Origin of the sequence: Pseudomonas sp. B7(2017), assembly GCF_002112745.1 — a bacterium.
Lineage (GTDB): Bacteria > Pseudomonadota > Gammaproteobacteria > Pseudomonadales > Pseudomonadaceae > Aquipseudomonas > Aquipseudomonas ekonensis.
In genome coordinates, this window is record NZ_NEIP01000007.1 from 134675 (window position 1) to 155344 (window position 20670).

General features: G+C 64.8%; 13 protein-coding genes. 8 read left to right on the forward strand and 5 right to left on the reverse strand.

Translation table 11 applies throughout. The features are described from left to right. Positions 1–3 precede the first annotated feature (3 nt). Positions 4–5256: a non-ribosomal peptide synthetase gene (locus CAG29_RS15520; RefSeq protein WP_085694736.1), complete on the reverse strand. Its 5253-nt coding sequence runs from the start codon at positions 5254–5256 to the stop codon at positions 4–6. A gap of 68 nt (positions 5257–5324) precedes the next feature. Continuing rightward, entirely contained in the window at positions 5325–6275 is a 951-nt protein-coding gene (locus tag CAG29_RS15525) for a fatty acid desaturase (RefSeq protein WP_085632468.1), read from the reverse strand. A gap of 505 nt (positions 6276–6780) precedes the next feature. On the opposite strand from CAG29_RS15525, the gene CAG29_RS15530 reads away from it, so the two are divergent. Then, complete coding sequence (locus tag CAG29_RS15530) at positions 6781–8187, forward strand: amidase (protein WP_085632470.1); 1407 nt, start codon at positions 6781–6783, stop codon at positions 8185–8187. 54 nt (positions 8188–8241) lie between these two features. Here CAG29_RS15530 and CAG29_RS15535 read toward each other — a convergent pair whose 3' ends face one another. After that, positions 8242–9156, reverse strand: a complete 915-nt coding sequence (locus tag CAG29_RS15535; RefSeq protein WP_085583163.1) for a LysR family transcriptional regulator — start codon at positions 9154–9156, stop codon at positions 8242–8244. Between the two features lie 270 nt (positions 9157–9426). Between CAG29_RS15535 and CAG29_RS15540 the strand changes: the two genes are divergently transcribed. The 4 genes from CAG29_RS15540 (at position 9427) to pgm (ending at position 15645) form a co-directional block, all read left to right on the forward strand. Next, positions 9427–10449, forward strand: a complete 1023-nt coding sequence (locus CAG29_RS15540; RefSeq protein ID WP_085583161.1) for a zinc-dependent alcohol dehydrogenase family protein — start codon at positions 9427–9429, stop codon at positions 10447–10449. Between the two features lie 536 nt (positions 10450–10985). Further along, on the forward strand, positions 10986–12443 hold the full coding sequence (locus tag CAG29_RS15545) for a hypothetical protein (protein WP_085694737.1): 1458 nt from the start codon (positions 10986–10988) through the stop codon (positions 12441–12443). A 48-nt stretch (positions 12444–12491) separates the two neighbouring features. Beyond that, positions 12492–13892 carry an aminotransferase class I/II-fold pyridoxal phosphate-dependent enzyme gene (locus tag CAG29_RS15550; protein ID WP_085694738.1) on the forward strand — a complete coding sequence of 467 codons (1401 nt, stop codon included), beginning with the start codon at positions 12492–12494 and terminating at the stop codon, positions 13890–13892. 106 nt (positions 13893–13998) lie between these two features. Then, a complete protein-coding gene (pgm, locus tag CAG29_RS15555; RefSeq protein WP_085632478.1) occupies positions 13999–15645 on the forward strand; it encodes a phosphoglucomutase (alpha-D-glucose-1,6-bisphosphate-dependent) in 1647 nt (548 codons plus the stop codon). A 141-nt stretch (positions 15646–15786) separates the two neighbouring features. Here the strand turns inward: pgm and CAG29_RS15560 are convergent, their stop codons facing one another. Beyond that, complete coding sequence (locus tag CAG29_RS15560; RefSeq protein ID WP_085583153.1) at positions 15787–16482, reverse strand: pirin family protein; 696 nt, start codon at positions 16480–16482, stop codon at positions 15787–15789. On the opposite strand from CAG29_RS15560, the gene CAG29_RS28515 reads away from it, so the two are divergent. After that, positions 16481–16651: a hypothetical protein gene (locus CAG29_RS28515; protein ID WP_170930376.1), complete on the forward strand. Its 171-nt coding sequence runs from the start codon at positions 16481–16483 to the stop codon at positions 16649–16651. The genes CAG29_RS15560 and CAG29_RS28515 overlap by 2 nt on opposite strands. Before the next feature lie 81 nt (positions 16652–16732). Continuing rightward, a complete protein-coding gene (locus CAG29_RS15565; protein ID WP_085694806.1) occupies positions 16733–19207 on the forward strand; it encodes a UvrD-helicase domain-containing protein in 2475 nt (824 codons plus the stop codon). 61 nt (positions 19208–19268) lie between these two features. Here the strand turns inward: CAG29_RS15565 and CAG29_RS15570 are convergent, their stop codons facing one another. Beyond that, positions 19269–19541, reverse strand: a complete 273-nt coding sequence (locus CAG29_RS15570; protein WP_085583289.1) for a DUF1652 domain-containing protein — start codon at positions 19539–19541, stop codon at positions 19269–19271. 265 nt (positions 19542–19806) lie between these two features. On the opposite strand from CAG29_RS15570, the gene CAG29_RS15575 reads away from it, so the two are divergent. Next, positions 19807–20622 (forward strand): AraC family transcriptional regulator, encoded by an 816-nt coding sequence (locus CAG29_RS15575; RefSeq protein WP_085583151.1) that lies wholly within the window; start codon positions 19807–19809, stop codon positions 20620–20622. Positions 20623–20670 lie beyond the last annotated feature (48 nt).

Genomic DNA, 20670 nt, shown 5'->3' on the forward strand with positions numbered 1-20670 from the left:
TGCTCAGTCGACGGCCTGGTTGCGCGCCAGGCGCTTGATCGGCGGTGCCGATGCGCGCGGCGTGCGTTTCTGGGCGTCGAGCCAGGCCGCCATGGCCGCCACCGTCGGCGACTCGAAGAGCACCTTCAGCGGCGGGCTCAGCGCGAACAGCGCCTGGGTTCTGGCGAGGATCTGTGTGGCCAGCAACGAATGCCCGCCCAACTCGAAGAAGCTGTCGTTGACCCCGATCCGGGGAACCTTCAGCACGTCTTGCCAGATCTCGGCCAGTGCCGTTTCGGTGGCCGTGCCGGGCGCGACGTAGCGTTCGTCCGAAGAGGCCAGGCGCACGTCCGTGGCCGGCAGCGCCTGGCGGTCGATCTTGCCGTTGGCGTTCAGCGGCAGGGCATCGAGCACCACGAAGAAACTCGGCACCATGTAGTCGGGCAAGGTCTTGGCCAGGTGCTGGCGCAAACGGGCGCTGTCGGCCTCGCTGGCGTCGGCGGCGACGAACGCCACCAGGCAGGGGGCGCCGCTGGCATCGTCGCGGGGCACGACCACGGCCTCGCGCACGGCGGGGAAGTCGAGCAGGGCGTTTTCGATTTCCCCCAGCTCGATGCGGAAGCCGCGGATCTTGATCTGATGGTCGCTGCGGCCCAGGTACTGGATATCACCCGAAGGCAGGTAGCGCCCGCGGTCCCCGGTGAGGTACATGCGCCCGCCGTCGGCACCGTGCGGGTCGGGCAGGAAGCGCTCGGCGGTCAGGTCGGGACGCCCCAGGTAGCCACGGGCGAGCTGCACCCCGGCGATGTAGAGGTCGCCGATGACCCCGACCGGCACGGGCGCCAGGGCTTCGTCCAGGATGTACATCCGCGTGTTGGCCACCGGCCGGCCGATCGGCACCAGCGCGTGGCGATAGTCGGGCTGGCATTGCCAGTAGGTGACGTCCACGGCCGCTTCGGTGGGGCCGTACAGGTTGTGCAGCCGGGCTTGCGGGTAGCGGGCGAGAAACTGGTTGGCCACCGTGACGGGCAGCGCCTCGCCGCTGCTGAACACCAAACGCAACGGGCTGGCGTGCGGGGCGTTCCCGGCGGCGAGAAAGGCCTGCAGCATCGAGGGCACGAAGTGCAGGGTGGTCACGCCCTGGGCCTGGATCACCTCCATCAGGTAGGCCGGATCCTTGTGCCCCTCGGGCTTGGCGATGACCAGCCGGGCACCGTGCAGCAGCGTCCAGAAGAATTCCCAGACCGAGACATCGAAGGCGAAGGGGGTCTTCTGCAGCACCCGGTCATCGCTGGACAGGCCGTACTGTTCCTGCATCCACAGCAACCGGTTGACCACGGCGGCATGGCTGTTCATCGCCCCTTTCGGACGGCCCGTCGACCCCGAGGTGTAGATGCAGTACGCCAGGCATTGGGCGTCGCCGCGCTGCAGGTTGGCGGTGGGCTGGCTGGCGATCAGTGCCTGATCGGTGTCCAGCCACAGGGTCGGCAATGCATGTGCGGGCAGGCAGTGCCGCAGGCTTTCCTCGGAGACCAGCACCACAGGCTTGGCGTCTTCGAGCATGTAGGCCAGGCGTTCGGCCGGGTAGTGCGGGTCGAGGGGGACGTAGGCGCCGCCGGCCTTGAGGATCGCCAGCAGGCCGATGACCATTTGCGGGCCGCGCTCCAGGCACAAAGCGACCAACGAATCAGGCGTGACCCCGCAGCCGACCAGGTGGTGGGCCAACTGGTTGGCCGAGGCGTTGAGCTGGGCGTAGCTCAACTGTTGCCCCTCGAAGACCAGGGCAATGGCGTCGGGGCTGCGTTCGGCCTGCGCCTCGAACAGGGCGTGCAGGGTTTTCCCCGTCGGGTAGTCCCTGGCGGTGTCGTTCCATTGCTGCGTCAGCCGTTGCTTCTCGCTGTCGCGCAAAAGGGGCAGGTGGCCGACCGGCACCTGCGGCCGGGTGGTGGCGCCGTCGAGCAACAGGAGGTAGTGATCCAGCAGGCGCTCGACGCTCTGCGCGCTGTAGAGCCCGGTGTTGTACTCGCACGCGAGTTCCAGGCGGCCGCCCGCGTTGTGCACTTCGATCTTCAGCTCGAAAGCGGCGTGGTGGATGCTGCCGGCGTGATGACCGGTGAGGCTGATGCGGCGGTCCTCCGGGCCGGCCTGGCGTGGCGGGGTCTGGGCCAGTTCGCTGTGGAAGTTCATCACCACCTGGGCATAGGGCGTGCCGGTCGCCTGCCGGGAGGGCGCCAGATGCTTGAGGATCAGCTCGAAGGGAATCTGCTGGTCGTAGGTGCTCAGCAAGCGCTGCGCGGTGCTTTCCAGCAGTGCGGCGAAACACGCGTCGGCCGGCACACGGCTGCGCAGCGGAACCACGTTGATGAAGTTGCCCACCAGGCCTTCGGTGCCTTGCGGGCGGTTCGCGGACATCACCCCGAGGCACAGGTCATCCTGCCCGGTCATGCGGTGCAGCAGCACCGTCATGGCGCTGAGCAAGACCATGAACAGCGTCGCGTCATGGCGCTGCGCGAAGGTTTCGAGCTGACGGGCGAGCGCCGGCGGCACCTCGACCGTTTTCACCGCGCCTTCCTGGGTGTGGCCGTCCTGACGCGCAAAATCGGTCGGCAGATCCAGCGCGGTCGGCGCGCCCGACAGGTGTTCCCGCCAGAACGCCAGGCGTTGTTCGAGCCACTGGCCGCTCAGGTGCTGCTGCTCCCAGACGGCGTAGTCGGCATAGTCGATGGCCAGCGGCGGCAACGCGACGGCATGGCCGCGCGCGAGCGCGTCGTAGATCGCCAGGAACTCCCTCTCCAGCACTTGGCTCGACCAGCCATCGCAAATGATGTGGTGCAGGGTCAGCAACAACACATGCCGTTGCGGCGCACTGCGCAGCAGGCACGCCCGGATCAGCGGCCCCTGGGAGAGGTTGAAGGGGCGGTGGGCTTCGCGGCGGATGGCGTCGTCGATGTCGGCCGGTCGGCTCAGGTCGATCCGCTCAAGGGGAATGTGCAGCGCCGGGAGGATCCGTTGCCGCAGCACACCGCCTTCGCTGTCGAACAGGGTGCGCAGCGGCATGTGGCGCTCCACCAGCGTGTCCAGCGCCTGCTGGACGACCTGCGGATCCACCGGGCCCTCGATGTCCAACGCCAAGGGCAATGAGTAGAACGGGTTTTCCGGTTGGTATTGGTCGAGGAACCAGAAGCGCTGCTGGGCATAGGACAACGGCAACGGATCGTTGCCCGTTGCGCGGACGATGGCGGGCAGGGCGGGGGCCGAATGCGCCGATGCGCTGGCGATCGCGCGGGCCATGGCGCGCAGGGTCGGCGAGTGGAAGAGCGTGCTCAGCGGCAGTTCGACGTCGAACCGCTTGCGCACCTCCAGCATCATCTGCGTGGCCAGCAGGGAGTGTCCGCCCAACTGAAAGAAGCTGTCGCTGCTGGAAATCTCCGGCCGATCCAGCGTGGCTTGCCAGATCGCCGACAGCGCCGCCTCGATGTCGGCCAGCGCCGGATCGTCCTGGGCTTCCTGGTCGTCGGCCCGGTCTTGCCGGTGCCAGGCCCAAACGGTCTTGATGGCAGCATCCTGGAACAGCTGTCGGCAGCGGGTGCGCTGGATCTTGCCGCTGGACGTGCGGGGAATGGCGCCGGTCTTGACCAGCAGCAGCGCCGACAGGTCGAAGACCTCATGCCGCTCGGCCAGCTCCGCCTGCAACCGGGCCACCAGCGTGTCGGTGTCGGGCTGATGCCGCGCTTCCAGCTCCTGCACCACCACCAACTGGGTGGACTCGCCGTCCTCGATGGAGAAGGCCGCGCAACCGTTGGCGCGGAATGCCGGATCCAGGGCTTCGACCGTGATTTCGATGTCCTGGGGGTAGATGTTGCGGCCGCTGAATATCATCACTTCCTTCAGGCGACCGGTGATGTACAGCTCGCCCTCGCTGACGAAACCCAGGTCGCCGGTGCGGAACCAGCGCGCATCGTCATCCGTGGCGCGGGTGTGAAACACGCGGCTTTCTTCTTCGCGGCGCCAGTAGCCCCGGGCGGTCGACGGCCCGCTGATCCAGACTTCGCCCACCTGTTCCGGGCCGAGCCGGACGGCGGTCTGCGGATGGAAGATCGCCAGTTGGTGGTCGGCGGTGACCACGGTGCCGGTGGCGACGACTTCCACGGCGTCCGCGGCGTGCGGCTGAGGTTCCACCCGGCCGCTTTCAAGGGCGCTTTTGCTGATGCTGCGGATCTTCGGCAGTTGCCCGGCGGCAGTGCGGGTGTTGGCGCTCACCAGCAACACTGACTCCGCCATGCCGTAGGCGGGAATCATCGACTGCGGTTGCAGCCCGCACTCGGCAAACGCTTCCACGAACGAGCGCAAGGTCGCCGGACGGATGCGTTCGGCGCCGTTGACCGCGATGTCCAGGCAACTCAGGTCGATGGACTGCTTCTGCGCCGCGCTGATGCGCTGCACGCACAGCTGGAAGGCGAAGTTGGGCCCGCCGGTGACCCGGGCACGGTAGTCGGCGATCAGTTTCAGCCAGCGGAACGGGCGCATCACGAACGCCGCCGGCGGGAACTGCACGCAGTGGCTGGCCAGGTAGACCGGCAGGATGATGGCGCCGATCAGGCCGAAGTCGTGATGCGGGGGCAGCCATGAAACGAAGACATCCTGCTCGCGGATCCCGTAGGTGCGCTTCGACAGTTCGACGTTGGCCAACAGGTTCGCGTTGCTGACCATCACGCCTTTCGGGGCGCCGGTCGAGCCGGAAGTGTATTGCAGGAACACGATGTCGCTCGCCACGGTCGGCGGGTGCTGCCAGTGCTCGCTGGCATCGTCCAGGGTGTCGCTGGCCAGCCACGTGAGGCCGGTCAGCGGGCAGTCCGCCTCGCTGTCCGCCGTCATGCGGTCAAGGGCGCCGGACACCTTGTCGAGGGTCAGGGCGAGGGCAGGTTGCGAGTCGACCGCCAGCAGTTGCAGGCGCGGCAGGGTCTTGGCGTTGGCCGGCGACAGGGCCGGCACCGCGATGACACCGGCATAGACGCAGGCATAGAACGCGATGATGTATTCCAGGCACGGCGGATACACCAGCAGCACCCGGTCGCCCGGGCGGGTCAGGCGCTGCAGGTGGGCCGCGAGGCTGCGGGCCTTGTGGTCCAGTTGGGCGTAGGTCAGCGAGCCGCTGACCGAGTCCCCGTCATCCAGGTAGGTGAACGCCAGGCGTTCGGCGCTCGGCTCGCCTGGCGAGGCCCTGAACCGGACGACATCGAGGAGGGTGGCGAAGGTGTGCATCGGGGACTTGTCCATGTCACGACTCTGAAGAATTCGCGGTTTCGTTGAGGAGCGTGGTACGGCGGCGCGCGGCCGCCTTCAGCTCATTGAGGCGCCTGGGCGGCGCGCTCTGCCCTCAGTTGGGCCGAGCGTTGCGGAAACATCAAAGGTGCATTGAGGTAGTGCGAGTACGGCACGGTATGGCGGTCGCTGGGCAGGTCCTTGGTCAGCTCGGGCAGCTTCAGCCAATGCACGCCCGGCTTGTAGTGATGTTCCTGGTGGTAGCCGAGATTGAAGGTCAGCCAGTTGTAGAGCTTGCCGTAGCAGCTGACCGAGTCGCGCTTGGGGTCGAAGGGGTCGGTGGCGCCCCAGTGCTGGAAGTAGTTCTCGCCCTGGCGCAGGCTGTCGATCAGGTAGGTGACCGGGATGAAATAAAAGAAGAAGAACTGCCAGTCGGTCAGGCACAGCACCAGACGGAACAGGAACCAGGCCGCCAGGTCGTACTTCGCCGCTTTCAGCTTCGACGGCTCCAGCAGTTTCTTCAGCGCCCGGACACCCAGTTCAGGGTCGTCGGGCGAGGCCAGCGCCGCGACGCGTTCCAGGGGCCAGTGCTTGAGCAGGATCAGCAGGACGAAATACTTAAGGCCCACCGATTCGAGAACGAACAGGCCGAAGTTGACGAGTTGCCCGGGCAACGAGCGCTTGAGGCCGAGGATGCGCAGGATGGACGTGTCGTTCCACGACTGGTGGGTGACATGGTGAATGCCGTGCCCGATGTTGTAGGGCGTCTTGGGCGCTTCCGTCATGGAAAAGCCCATCCGCACCAGGGTGTTCATCCAGCGGATGCGAAAGAACGGGGTGTGGTAGTGGTTATGGTTGGCGCCGGCATTCTGCAAGGACAAGGCGAACAGCACAGGCACCATGGCCAGCAGCGCGATCAGGGAAAGGTGTTCGTAGTTCAGGGCCAGCAGCCAATAGACGGCGATCTGGAACGGAATCACCAGGCAGCATGCAAGATCCCAGTACGAGTACCTGAAGACTTTACTTTGAAGCATGTCCACTCCTTGTGTGGCGCCTTTTCGCGAGACAACGTTGCCCGATGCCGTTCGCTGATGAGGCAGCGGCATGATCGAAGAAGGGCAGAAGTTGCGAGAAGAGGTTCCATCCTGGCAGGGGCACGGTCCGATAAGGCGAGCCCTGAGTATTTATGAGCCGCCGACATGTGAACCGCTGCCGGCGGCAAGTGTTGTAGCTCTATTATCTGAATCCGCGTGAGAGGTTTTTTGCTTTTTTTGCCGTCATGACAAAGGCTTCGGGATTTTTATTTCTCTTTTGGCGGACAAAAAAGAGAAAAAAATCAGTTCGGTTTTCTCGCCCAGCAAACACGGGCATTTGCCCGATGCGCGACGTTCGGTCGGCTGGGTGGCCCGGTTTTTGTGACGGCCGGTTTTTCCCCTATTCTTGCGCACGCTCGCCCCATCCGACCCGCCGTGCGGGCGCCATGGCGGCACCGGCGATGCCCGCCGCACCCTTCAAACAGTGTTTTTACGGAAGCCATTCATGACGGACTTTGACGCGCTGAGTATTGCCCAGATGGCACGGGCCATTCGTGAGGGACACGTCACCAGCCGACAGCTTGTCGAGTTCTATCTGCGCCGCATCGCCGAGCGCAACGGATCGATCAACGCCATCGTCCAGCCGGCCGATCCGGCCCGGTTGCTCGAACAGGCGCAGGCGGCGGACCGCAGGGTCGCGGCGGGGGAGGCGCTGGGGCCGTTGCATGGCGTGCCCATCACCATCAAGGACGTTTGCCATGTCGAGGGCTTCAAGATGTCCTGCGGCATGCCCGAATGGCACGGCGCACCGAGCCCGGCCGATGCCACCGTGGTGCGGCGGCTGCGCGAGGCCGGGGCGCTGATCCTGGGGATCACCAATGTCCCGGAGCTGTGCATGTCCTTCGAGACGGAAAACTTCCTGTACGGACGCACCCTCAACCCCTTCGACCTGTCCAGAAGCCCCGGCGGCAGCAGCGGTGGGGAAGCCGCCGGCATCGCCGCAGGTTGCAGCCCGGCAGGATTGGGTTCGGATGCCGGGGGCAGCCTGCGCATCCCGGCGCATTTCAACGGCGTGTGCGGGTTCAAGCTGACCCAGGGCCGTGTCCCCCTGACCGGACAATACCCGGTGGAGCGTACCGGCCTGATCCACATGACATCGGCCTATGGCGTCATGGGGCGCTACGTGGATGACATCAAGCTGCTGGGGCAACTGATCGCCGGGGCGGACGGCCATGACCCGGACACCGTCGACGTACCGTTCGAGGATGACCTGCCCCTCGCCAAGGCACGGGTCGCGCTGTTCCATGAGCTGCCGGGCGTGACGGTGCGCGCTTCGGTGCGCGATGCGCTGCAACGGGTCGCCGGCCTGTTGGAGCCGCAGGTCGGGCAAGTGAGCCAGGTCGCGCCGCCGGGCATGGAGCAGGCCTGCGATAGCCTGTGGAACATCTTCCTTTCCGGTGGCGATGCCGCCCGGGCCTGGGACAAATTCCTGCCCAGCCTTGGGCGCGACAAATTCTCGGCATGCCTGGAGGGCCTGGTGCAGGCGAGCAGGGAGACGGAACTGAGCGTCGATCAGTTCAAGGTCGACCTGGCCTACATCAATACCTTCCGCCGCGGCCTCAGCAGTTTCTTCCGCGACCACGACGTGCTGATCTGCCCGGTCTTCCCGGACGTCGCGTTCAAGCCGGGCGAATCGCTGGACGGCCGCTCACGGTACGGCTACGTGTTCCCCTTCAGCCTCTCCGGTTCGCCCGTGGTGGTGCTGCCGGTGGGGCTCGACCCGGAACTGGGCCTGCCGATCGGCCTCCAGATCATCGGCCCTCACTGGAAGGAACAGCGCCTCTTGGCGCTGGCCGCGCTGCTTGAACGCCAGCTTGCGCGGTGGCGGCCGGCGGTTTTTGGCGAGGTTTGAAAACGTGGGCGGCCTCCAGGGGGCTGGAGGCTGGGGAGGAGTGATGGAGGGTGTTCAGAGGCTGTCCGGATCGCCGAAGAACATCTGAATCCTCGACCGCAACCAACGCTCGCCCGGGTCGTTGTCCTGCGAGCCGCGCCAGGCCATGTGCAGTTCGAAGGTGCGGGTGGGCAGTGGCGGGTCTTCGGCCCGGACGCCGCCGGCGGCGGTGAGGGCGTCGGCGGTGTAGTCCGGCACGGTGGCGACGATGTCAGTGCCGGCCAGCAGGGTGCTCAGGCCGTTGAACTGCGGCACGGCCAGCACCACGTGGCGCTTGCGGCCGAGCTTTTCCAGTTCCTCGTCGATGAAGCCGCTGAGGTCGCCGGCGAACGACACCAATGCGTGCGGGCGCGCGCAGTAGTCGTCCAGGCTCAACGGCCCCGGCACGGTGTCGGCGCGCAGCAGTTTCGGCTGGCTGCGGCGCAGCACCTTGCGCTTGGCGTTGGCCGGCAGGTCGGTGGTGTAGCTGACGCCGATGGAGATTTCGCCGGACGCCAGCAGGCTCGGCATCAGGATGTAGTTGACCCGGCGCACCACCAGCACGATGCCCGGTGCTTCGGCGCGCAGGCGTTTGAGCAGCATGGGCAGCAGGGCGAATTCGACGTCGTCCGACAGCCCGATGCGGAACACCGACGTGCTGGTGGCCGGATCGAACTCGGCCGCACGGCTGACCGCCGTGGAGATCGAGTCCAGGGCCGGGGAGAGCAGGGCGAAGATTTCCACGGCGCGGGCGGACGGTTCCATGCTCCGGCCGGTGCGCACGAACAGCGGATCGTCGAACAGGCCACGCAGGCGCGAGAGCGCGGCGCTGATGGCCGGCTGGCCGAGGAACAGTTTTTCCGCGGCGCGGGTCACGCTGCGTTCGTGCATCAGCGTTTCGAAAACGATCAACAGGTTCAGGTCGACACGACGCAGGTCATTACGATTCATCTGGAGTCCTGGCAGAGTCATCAAGCTTGACGAGAGCGACCATATGAGAACAATGGCCGGCATGAATAGTACGGGGAAAGGCTGGTACTCTGCACCGGAAAATTGAGCTTTACTGAGCGGGTTCCGGTCTTACGCTCATGGATTCTGCCAATACCGCCCATGCTGCGGAATCAATGACAGGCATGTCGACTATTAATGGCCGCTGATGGTCTTGGCCGGAAAGCCCAGATAGAGTTCAGGGCATTAGAGGTTACTTTGACGAGGTTTGCGATGTCCCGCACGATCCGTTTTCACAAGTTTGGTCCGGCCGAGGTGCTCAAGTGCGAAGAGCATGCGGCCGCTCAGCCAGGTCCTGGCGAAGTGCAGGTGCGCGTCGAGGCGATCGGCATCAGTTGGTACGACACCTTGTGGCGCCAGAACCTGGCGTCGTCCCAGGCCCGCCTGCCTTCGGGCCTGGGCCATGAAATGGCCGGCGTGGTCACGGCCGTCGGCGAAGGCATCGAGGACCTGGCGGTGGGCGACAAGGTCGCAAGCTTCCCGGCCGAGAGCCCCAACGACTACCCGGTCTACGGTGAGCTGATCGTGATGCCGCGCACCGCGCTGACCCGCTATCCGGACGTGCTCACGCCGATCGAGGCCAGCGTCCACTACACGCCGCTGCTGATCGCCTATTTCGCCTACATGGACCTGGCGCGGGTCAAGCCCGGGCAGTTCGCCCTGGTCACCGACGCCAGCCACTGCGCGGGGCCTTCCTTTGTCCAGCTGGGCAAGGCGCTGGGCGTCAAGGTGATCGCCGCGACCAAGACGGCCGAAGAGCGTGAATACCTGTTGTCGCTGGGGGCCGAGAAGGTCATCGTCACCGAAGAGGAAGACCTGTTGACCCGCGTCAACAAGATCACCGACAACCGTGGCGTCGAGATGGTGTTCGACGGCCTCGGCGGTCCGCAGATGTCGTTGCTCGGCGATGTGCTGGCGCCGCGCGGCAGCCTGGTGCTGTATGGCCTGCAGGGCGGCAACCAGACGCCGTTCCCGGCCTGTGCCGCCTTTCAGAAGAACATCCAGTTCTTCGTGCACTGCATCGGCAACTTCACCGGCAAGCCTGAGCTGGGCATCAAGCAGGACGGCGACGCGCTGCAGCGGGCCCTGCGCGACATCAACCAGTTCACCGCCGACCGCGTGCTGGTGCCGCTCAAGACCCGGGTGTTCCCGTTCGACCAGTTCGTCGAGGCCCACCGCTACATGGATGAGTGCCCTTGCCGCGAACGCGTGGCCCTGCAGGTCGAAACGGCCTGATCTTCAAGCCCAGGAGTCCGTGCCGCCACGGACTCCTTCCTTTGCTTCACGCCCCTGGCCGGACTCTCACCGGCGTCTGCCCGCAACCGTTCAGCAACTGAACCGGTTTTTGCCTGGGATCTGTATCTTCTAATCGTCCTTCAAGCCCTGATAATTGAATGATTACTTTCATCTCAAGGAATGAGCCATGGCTGTGCATTCTGTTTTTTCTGGGCGAATACTCTTGTTTGTCTTTTTGCGATATGCCGATTCTTGTTTAAAAGTTGTAGGCGGGTTGCAAAAAGCATTCTTTATTTCTTGTGGTCACTGTTTGTGGGACTGCGTAAGAAGTTTCCTAGGACTCTCTTTTGCTTCCGGAAAACCCTTGCGGCCCTTGGCCTGTGCTGGTTTCATGGGGTGAGCGGCACTCAAGTGTTTCAAATAACTACGAAATCTTAAGTGTTAGGATTCAGCGTCTATTTATTAGTGATCCATTATTCCGTGCCACTGAGTTTGGCGGCGGGGTATGAAACTTTTCTGCACCGGGTAAGAGACCGATGAGCACAATCCATGATCAGGCAATGAATTATGTCTACCAGCAAGTGCTGCAACGCTTGTTGAGTTTTTTCTCCCGCGCAGAACGCACGGCGCTGCAACTTCTTATTCAACGGCTCGTCGTCGCGGCCGGCGGCAGCGAGCGCATCGGCGAGTTCAAGGTGCTGGCCGTCCAGACCGGCACCCGTGACAGTTGCTACGCCCTGGCGATGCTGCGGGCCGCTCAGTTGAGCATCGCCGGGCGCGCGCCGGCCACCTTTCAGTTGCGGGTGGCGACCTTGCGCTATGAAGGCAATGACCTGGCCGCGCTCGAAAACATGCACCGCAGCCATGCCGCGCTGTTTCTCTGCGACGATCCGCGGGTCGAGTTGCTGATGGTCGATCACCGCGAGGTGATGCCTTTCGATCACCAGGCGCCCATCAGCGAAGGCGGCAGTGAGGCCAACCGCATCAATCTGCTGATGGTGGGGCACCGCCGGACCTGGAACGAGGCGCTGGAGCTGTGGGACGACCGCTACCTGGCGACGGCGGAGTTCCATGGGCAGGTGGCGCGCTGGAACAACGGCGTCGATGTGCTGGCCGGCTGCGACTCCGCCGCGCGCCAGAGGCGCTTCATCGACGGGCTGGACCGTGCGGTGCGCAAGGTCGGCATCGGGCCGCTGGCGGACAACTCGGGCAGCTACGATCAATTGTTCGCGCTGCTCGACGGCCTCGACGGCGACTGCTACCGCCGGCTCTACACCGAGCCCGAGCGCATGCCCTGGCGTCCGGAAGGGCAGTTCGAGGCCTGCCGGCGCACGGTGTTCATCGACGTCCACGACATGCTCGTCGCCAAGCTCGATGACCGTTGGCCGCTGCTCAGCGAGTTCCTCGGGTTCAAGGCGGACGAATGGTCCGCGGCGCTGTTCGACGACGAATGCCCGGATCCGCTGGTGGCCGCTTACCTGTGCGGCCTCCAGGCCCAGTTCGTGGAAGGGCACAGCTACGAGGCCGGCGTCCAGGCGTTTGTGCAGCGCAGCCTGGCGGCCATGCGGCGCCGACAGGTGCCGGAACCGGTCTGTGAGCATCTGGCCGCGACCTTCGCCAAGCCCCAGGGGTATGAAGAGTTGAGGCAAAAGGCCCTGGCCGGCCTGCAGGCGCGTTTCGGGCTCAACGAAAACCAGATCGTCTGCCTGCTGTTTGCGCCGTTCACCCACAGCGGCGCAGGCCTTGAGCGTTTCCTGCGGGCCTGCCACCCCGGCATGCTGGTGGCGATTCCGGATCTGCATCGCGCGATGCAGGGCCTGCACGCACCGGAGCAGGTGTTGCAGTGGATGACGGAGGTCAGCGGATTGCCCGTCAGGCTCATCGGCCGGCTGTATGCCATGGAGCCCGTCCCGGCGTTCCCGCAGCGGCCGCTTGAAACGGCGTCGCCGACGAGTGACGACGCGTTCGGGGGCGACCGCTCCCAGGAACGTTAGGATGGGCGGCGCACACGACAATGACTGGATCGCGCCGGGCGGGCGCCCATGAAGGCGCGGCGGGAGACCGACTTTGCGTATCAGGCGGTGTACCGCTACCTGACCCGACTGATGGCCGGCTGTGGCCCGGATGAAAGCATCCGTTTGCCGTCCCTGCGGCAACTGGCCGACCGTCTGAACGTGTCGATATCGACCATCCAGTGCGCCTACTCGCTGCTGGAGAAGGAAGGGCGGGTGTATTCGGTCGCCAAGTCCGGCTATTTCGCCCGCGCCGTCTCGTCTGTGCCGTCGCCGGACGACGACCGTGACCTGCTGGAGACCGTCTATGTCAGTGCCCGCTGGCCGGGCATGAAAGTGCTGAGCGGTGACGAGCCGGCGTCGATCCAGCCTTTGGACAGCCCGCTGCTGGTGCTTGAGCGGGAGCTGCTGCGCCAGTATCCCCGGCCGTCGCAGTGGCTGGCGCCTCCTTGCGGCGAGCAGCAGTTGCGGGCAGCCGTGGCGGCCCGCTACACCACGTCGCACCGGCACTGCTGGCACGCGGACGACGTGTACGTCGGCGCCGACCTGCGCGGGGTGCTGGAGATTCTGATCGCCGTGCTGGATCTCAGGCATGCCACCCTGGTGGTCGAGTCGCCGTGCGACTGGGTGATCCTGCGCCTGCTGCAGTCGGCGCAGGTGCAGGTGATCGAGTTGCCGTTGCAGGCCGCAGGCGGGCTCGATGCGCAGCGGCTGGAGGATCTGCTCAAGACCCGGTCGGTGGCGCTGATCCTGTTGTCTTCCGGGTTGAGCATGCCCCGGGGCAGCCAAGTGCCGGCGGACAACCGGCAGTCCATCGCGCGCCTGCTGGCCCGGCACGGCACCTGGGTGCTGGAGAACGATTGCTACAGCGAACTCGACGAAGGCCTCGACCGCTTGCGCCTGCGCGACTTGCTCGACCCTGACCGCCTGCTGGTGTTCTCCTGCTTCGAGACGTTCATCGGTGCGGAGGCGCCGTACGGCTACCTGCTGTCACGGCAGTGGCGCACGGAGCTGCAGCGGCATTTCCTGTTGCGTTCGTTCCGCCTGTCGCCTATCCGCCAGAAGGCGATCGCACGCTTGTATGACAGTGGGCGGCTCGATCAGCACCTGGAGTCGTTGCGCCGCCGCTTGAGAGAGCACCGCACGCCCATGGTCGAGCTGTTGCGCGAGCGGCTGGGGGAGAGCCTGCAGGTGGTCGAGCCCCAGGGCGGGGCGACGCTTTGGGTGCGCGCCAAGCGCCCGGTGGACATGCGCGACGTCTTTCGGCGCCTGCTCAAGCAGCAGGTGGTGATCGCGCCTGGAGAGCTGTTCAGTCTGCAAGGGTTGCATGCCCAGCACCTGCGTTTGAGCCCCCTCGGCCTGGATGCCCGGGACGCCTCGGGCACGGTAGGGCTGTTGGCGGATGCGCTGCGTCTGGCGCCGCTGCGGTGAGCGGAAAAAACATTAAATGTTGTCAGGATAGATCCCATCGCACTGCGGTCGAAGTGCCAGTAAACTGCGCGGTATTTCCTGAACCACTCTCTCTCAGAGGTTTTGCATGACACTCAGTCCTTTTGCGGGCAAACCGGCACCGACAGATCTGTTGGTCGACATCCCGCGACTGGTAACGGCCTATTACACAGGTCAACCGGATGCATCGGTCTCCACCCAGCGTGTGGCGTTCGGCACCTCCGGGCACCGGGGCAGCTCCTTCGACTTGAGTTTCAACGAGTGGCACGTGCTGGCCATCAGTCAGGCCATCTGCCTGTACCGTGAAGCCCAAGGCATCACCGGGCCGCTGTTTGTCGGCATCGACACCCATGCGCTGTCGACCCCGGCGGGCGCCAGCGCCCTGGAAGTGCTGGCGGCCAACGGCGTGACCGTCATGATCGCCGCCGGCGACGAATACACGCCGACCCCGGCGGTGTCCCACGCGATCCTTTGCTACAACCGCGGACGCACGTCCGGTCTGGCCGACGGCATCGTCATCACCCCGTCGCACAACCCGCCGCAAAGCGGTGGCTACAAATACAACCCGACCAACGGCGGCCCGGCCGACACCCACATCACCAAGTGGATCGAAGCCAAGGCCAACGAACTGCTGGCCAACAAGCTGGCCGGGGTCAAACGCATCAGCTACGAGCAAGCGCTCAAGGCCGACACCACCCACCGCCACGACTACGTCAACACCTACGTGGCCGACCTGATCAACGTCATCGACTTCGACGCGATCCGCGCAGCCAAGCTGCGCCTGGGCGTCGATCCGTTGGGCGGAGCAGGGGTGCGCTACTGGTCGGCGATCGCCGAGCACTACCGTCTGGACCTGGAGGTGGTGAACAAGCAGGTCGACTCGACCTTCCGCTTCATGACTGTCGACTGGGATGGCCAGATCCGCATGGACCCGTCCTCCAGCCACGCCATGCAAGGCCTGATCGGCCTCAAGGAACGCTTCGACGTGGCGTTCGCCTGCGACCCGGATCACGACCGTCACGGCATCGTCACCCCGAGCGGTGGCCTGTTGGCACCGAACAATTACCTGGCCGTGGCCATCGACTACCTGTTCCAGAACCGTCCGCAATGGCGCGCCGATGCCGCCGTGGGCAAGACCGTGGTCAGCAGCGGGCTGATCGACCGCGTCGCCAAGCGTCTGGGCCGTCGTCTGTACGAAGTGCCGGTGGGCTTCAAGTGGTTCGCTGACGGCCTGTTCGACGGTTCGCTCGGCTTCGGCGGCGAAGAAAGCGCCGGCGCCTCGTTCCTGCGCAAGGACGGCGGCGTCTGGAGCACCGACAAGGACGGCCTGATCCCTTCGCTGCTGGCCGCCGAAATGACCGCCCGCACCGGCCGCGATCCGAGCCAGGCCTACCGTGCCCTGACCGACGAGCTGGGCGAGCCGTTCTCGGTACGCGTGGACGCCAAGGCCAACCCTGAGCAGAAGGCGCTGCTGAGCAAGCTGTCGCCGCAGCAGGTCACCTCGACCGAACTGGCGGGCGAGAAGATCCAGAGCATCCTCAGCCACGCGCCGGGCAACGACCAGGCCATCGGCGGCCTGAAGGTGATGACCGAAAACGGCTGGTTCGCGGCGCGTCCGTCGGGCACCGAGGACATCTACAAGATCTACGCCGAAAGCTTCATCGGCGACGACCACCTCAAGCAACTGGTGGCCGAGGCGCAGACCCTGGTGGACGGTGCGATCAGCGCGAAGTGACCACGGATCCTGCTGCACCCTGGCCTCTGCGGGCGCGGGCTTGCCCGCGAAAGCGGTGGGTCAGGCACTGAAGAGGTCGGTGTGAAACAGAAAGGGGCGACCACTACGGTCGCCCCTTTTTTTTGCCTGCGTGTTCGGCCGTCAGGCCAGGTCCACCAGGACGACCTCGCTGTCTTCGATGGCCGTGACCGTCAACACCTGTTCCTGGGCCACTGCGACGCCGTCCCGGGCCTGGGCGCGCACGCCGTTGACCTCGATGAGGCCGGTGGCCGGCACCAGATAGGCACGGCGTCCGGCGTCCAGGCGATACTCCGCCGTTTCGCCGGCCTTGAGGTTGGCGGCCACCAGGCGGGCATCGGCGCGGATGCGCAGGCTCTGGTCATCGCCGTCCTTGCCGCTGGCCAGCGTCACGAAGCCTTCGCGCTCGCCTTTGGGGAAGGGCTTGGCACCCCAGGAGGGCGGCGCGCCGGTTTCGGTCGGCAGGATCCAGATCTGGAAGATCTTGGTGTCGCCCGCTTCGAGGTTGTATTCGCTGTGCGCGATGCCGGTGCCGGCGCTCATCACTTGCACATCGCCCGCTTCGGTGCGGCCCTTGTTGCCCAGGTTGTCCTGGTGGCTGATCGCGCCTTCACGGACATAGGTGATGATTTCCATGTCCCGGTGCGGATGGGTGGGAAAGCCGGTGCCGGGCGCGATGATGTCGTCGTTCCACACGCGCAGGTTGCCCCAGCTCATGCGTTGAGGGTCGTAGTACTCGGCGAACGAAAAATGGTGATGGGCATCCAGCCAGCCGTGGTGGGCGCCGCCCAGCGAGCTGAAAGGTCGGAGTTCAAGCATGGTCGTGATCCTCGATAGGTTCCCGGAGCAGCGGGGGATGACGGGCATCATCTATCAGGGAGTCATCGATAAAAAGCGTAAAAAGTGCGCCATAACAATCGAATCGATCGATGTTTATGATCCTCGAAACGGTCTCACCCAGCCTTCAATTCGTCGTCTAACCCCATGACGCGCAAGCATTTCGCTAGAACTCGAAAGCAATTCCAGACACCATAGCGCTCAACCGTTTCAGATGCCGGAGTCCGTCAGCGTGGCGCAGCACACCCCCGATCTTCCTCCCGAACTTCGCCCCTTGGCCGAGATGCCGTGGTTCAAGCGCCTGGCCGCCCGTTTCCTGGGGCACGGCCTGACCCGCTTGCGCGCCCAGCACCGGTCGTCGTGGCTGCACGGCCAGGCCGACGGCTTTCGCAGCGGCCACACCGCCGGCGTCGAGTACGGCTATAAGGAAGGCCGGCAGGACGGACTGGAAGAGGGCCGCCAGGTCCTACTGATCCGTGACAGCCGCAGCACCGAACATCGGCCGCCGTCCATCGATGATCACCTGTTCGACGACTGGCGCCTGCCGCTCACCCCGGAGCTGAAGAAGCGGATGAAGGCCGATGTGGCGCGCCTGCTGCCGGCCCAGGCCCAGCCGAGCGCGGCGCAGTGGAAGATGATCTTCAGCGACACGCCGTCGACGTCCGTGGTGGCCGGTGCCGGCGCCGGCAAGTCGACGACCCTGGTGCTGCGGATCCTGCTGCTGACCCATTACCTGGGCTTCGAGCTCGACTCGATGACCGTGGTGACGTTCACCCGCGAATCGCGCCGGGACTTCATCAGGAAGCTGATCGAACTGTTCGCCCTGTGGGGGCGGCCGCTGGAGCAGAAGCAGGCGCGCGACCTGGTGCGCACGTTCCACTCGCTCATCCTGCCGATGGTGCGCAGCCTGCCGGGGTTCGAGCGGTTGCAGGCCTTCGAGAACCTCAGCAACCGGCCCCAGGGCGGCGATGACGAGGCAGACAGCAATCCGTTCGACCTGCGCATCAACGAGGCCCAGCGCCAGCGGCTCAATGCCTGTTACCACCGCTTGTACACCGAGGATGAGCGTTTCCGTCAGTTGGTCCAGCCATTGTCGCGGCATGCCTTGCAGCTCAAGGAGCTGGAGCGCGACCACCCGGACGTGCAGAAGCGCGTGGCGGTGACCGAACTGGCCGCCAAGCGCGATGAAGAGCTGTGCGACGTGATCGAGGATCTGTGGTTCCGGGCCGGGGCCTGGCCGATCAAGGGGATCGAACCGAACCGCCAGACCTTCGAGATCAACGGTGCCCGTTTCCATTGCCACGGCTACATCCCGAGCCTGGATGCCTGGGTCGTGCTCGGCTTCGACGCCGGCGAAAACCCCCAGACCTGCCGGCCGGGCGCCAAGCTGACGGTGCGCGCCGAGTGGGCCGTGAAACGCACCCTGTTTCAAGCTTTCTGTCGTAAACCATTGATTTGGTTGGACAATTACGAAATGTCGAAGCGGGTTCTGGCCACGCTGGCGGGGGATGCGAGCGCAGGCCCCGGCTTCGACTACAAGGTCAAAGGCGAGTTGGCTTCCGCACCGCTGCTCGACTGTTTCGTCGGCGCCGCCGGCTTCATCGAGAACCTGGGGCTGGACGTGCCGGACGCGGTCGGCCGCATGAGTTTCGCCAAGGACGACCCCGACCGGTTCTTCTTCGAGGCCTTGAGCCTGTTTTGGCGCGCCCTGGAAGATCACCTGCTGGATCAGAAGCCGCCGGTCATGACCTACAACCGCATGTTCGCGCTGTTCAGCGAGCACTCGCCGGAAAACCTCAAACTGCTCGGCGATGACCTGCTGCGGCCGATGTCGCACCTGATGATCGACGAGTTTCAGGACGTTTCGCCGCAGATCGTCTCGTGGATCCGCGCCAGCCTGGGCGAGATCCGCAGCCGCGGGCCGTCCATGCATGTCGGGCGCGGGGCGCAACGCTCGTCGCTGCTGTGCGTGGGCGATGACTGGCAGTCCATCTACGGCTGGCGCGGCAGTTCGCCGAGCTACTTCATGGCCTTCACCACCGAGTTCCCGTCGCCGGCCACCACGCGGGTGATGCTCAGCGAGAACTACCGCAGCCACCAGCACATCATCGATGCGGCGGAGCATGTGGTGCGGGCCGCTCCGGCGATTCCCGGGAAAAAGGCCAAGGCCTGCGGCGAGGCCGGCGAACTGCGGCCGGTCAATGTTATGGAGCGCGATGACGCCGCATTGGCCCAGCGTTTGGCGGAGCACTACCGGCAAGGCGATTCGATCTTGATGCTGTATCGAAAAAGTAGCGATAAGTCATTGATTGAACAGCATATTCAGTTCGTAGTTAATGTGGATTCTAGCTTGCCGTACGACGCCCGGCGCCTGAAGCAACTGACCTTTCACAGCGCCAAGGGCCTGCAGGCCGACGCGGTGTTCATGCTGGGAGACTGCCAGCATTTGACCAGTTCCCCCTACAAGAACCAGGTCTACCGCATGGCTGGCCTGGGCAAGGCCGGCGACGGCGAGCCGTACGACAGTGCGCAAAAGGATGAGATCCTGCGCTTGGCCTACGTCGGTATCACCCGTGCGGTCAGTCACTGCTATTGGTATGTCGAGCCCCAGGACGGGCCAGCGGTGAACATGCCGCGGGCATCGGACAGGGTCGATGGGGGCAAGCCGTTCTTCGCCGACCGGCGCCCGGAGAAAAAGACCGCCTGAATCGACCGACCAACAAAAAGCCCGCTATCGCTAGCGGGCTTTTTCTTTATGGATCATGTGGTTATGCGTAACTTCTCAACGATTCCGGAGGAGTGAACGCGTCCAGTTCATCCTCGACCGCCTCGATTATTCGTTCGACATCCGCAGCGTTCATCACGGTGGCGCAGGGAATGCCCGCGATCGCGATCAGGGTTTCGCCGCTGGCGCGGTCGAACAGACGGGCGATCATGCTGCCCGGTGCGTCCATCTTCGCCTCGAATCCCATGGGATGAAAATGCCAGCGCATCAGCTGGCAAGCATTGGGAAAGGTGACTTTGCTTGAGGCTCTATTCATGTGTTGCCCGCCTTCTTCATCGAGCGCTTCCGTTTGCTCAGGGTAGGTGGGAAGAGCCTTCATTGGCTCAACCGGTGGGTGCCATTAAAAGTAGCACCTGGATGTGAAAATCCTGTGAGAATTTTCAGGCCGTTTGGCGATTGCTCGGATTATTTTGATGTAAGTCACGAACCATACGGCTGTGGCCGGCGAAGTGCCGCCGCGGTCCGGTCATTGCCCGGGCGCCTGAAGTTGGGCAAGCTCGGTGCTTTTGGCAGAGACCCTTATGCACGCCGACGACGACGGCCCGGAGCAGTCCCCGGCCACCCGCGAAACGGTCATGCGCTATCACCTGAGCTGGAAGCGCCGGGATCTGGACAGCGTGATGGCGCTCTACCATCCGGCCATCCAGTACAACGACTTTTTCCAGAACCGTGTGCTCGGCCTCGATGAACTGCGCGAGTACGTGCGGGTCAGCATGCCGCGCGAATCCGACGAAGCGCTGGAGCATTGCGACCGGATCCGCATCGACGGCAACACGGCGTTCATTCAGTACGAGGTGACGTTGCGCGGCGGCAGCGGCCTGGTGTCGTTCCGCTCCAGCGAAGCGATCACCGTCAAGGACGGCTTGATCTGGCGCGTCAACGAATACGCCTCGCTGGTGCGGGAAACGGCCGCTGCGGCCCAGGCGTCGAACCGGCGCCCGGCGGCGAGCCGCCTGGGGTTGTCGCCGCGCCAGTTGAGCTTCATGGCCGATGACCTGCAAAGCTATTTCCAGCGCCAGCAACCGTACCTCGACCCGGAACTGGACCTGCAGCGGGTGGCGAAGGAGTGCGGCTACAGCCGCAACCAGATTTCCTACTTGCTCAACCAGGTGCTGGGGCAAAGCTTCTATCGCTACGTCAATCAGGCCCGCCTGCAGCATGTGTTGCGGGGCCTGGACACCGCCACGCCGCCGCTGCGCATCGATGAACGGGCCTTCGCTGCCGGCTTCAACTCGCTGTCGGCGTTCTACAGCTGCTTTCGCCAGCACACCGGGCAGTCGCCCAAGGCTTACGCCAAACAAATTTCTTTGCGGGCACGCGCGCAAGACAGCCCTTGAGTCCAGCCACTAGGATCGCCGCCATCGACCTTTTGATTGGCGGAGTCT

Bases quoted from the DNA above. Each gene is read 5' to 3' on its own strand.
- CAG29_RS15525 (WP_085632468.1), bottom strand. From the start codon at position 6,275: ATGCTTCAAAGTAAAGTCTTCAGGTACTCGTACTGGGATCTTGCATGC.
- CAG29_RS15575 (WP_085583151.1), top strand. From the start codon at position 19,807: ATGCACGCCGACGACGACGGCCCGGAGCAGTCCCCGGCCACCCGCGAA.
- CAG29_RS15540 (WP_085583161.1), top strand. From the start codon at position 9,427: ATGTCCCGCACGATCCGTTTTCACAAGTTTGGTCCGGCCGAGGTGCTC.
- CAG29_RS15560 (WP_085583153.1), bottom strand. From the start codon at position 16,482: ATGCTTGAACTCCGACCTTTCAGCTCGCTGGGCGGCGCCCACCACGGC.
- CAG29_RS15545 (WP_085694737.1), top strand. From the start codon at position 10,986: ATGAGCACAATCCATGATCAGGCAATGAATTATGTCTACCAGCAAGTG.
- CAG29_RS15530 (WP_085632470.1), top strand. From the start codon at position 6,781: ATGACGGACTTTGACGCGCTGAGTATTGCCCAGATGGCACGGGCCATT.
- CAG29_RS28515 (WP_170930376.1), top strand. From the start codon at position 16,481: ATGGTCGTGATCCTCGATAGGTTCCCGGAGCAGCGGGGGATGACGGGC.
- pgm (WP_085632478.1), top strand. From the start codon at position 13,999: ATGACACTCAGTCCTTTTGCGGGCAAACCGGCACCGACAGATCTGTTG.
- CAG29_RS15520 (WP_085694736.1), bottom strand. From the start codon at position 5,256: ATGGACAAGTCCCCGATGCACACCTTCGCCACCCTCCTCGATGTCGTC.
- CAG29_RS15535 (WP_085583163.1), bottom strand. From the start codon at position 9,156: ATGAATCGTAATGACCTGCGTCGTGTCGACCTGAACCTGTTGATCGTT.
- CAG29_RS15570 (WP_085583289.1), bottom strand. From the start codon at position 19,541: ATGAATAGAGCCTCAAGCAAAGTCACCTTTCCCAATGCTTGCCAGCTG.
- CAG29_RS15550 (WP_085694738.1), top strand. From the start codon at position 12,492: ATGAAGGCGCGGCGGGAGACCGACTTTGCGTATCAGGCGGTGTACCGC.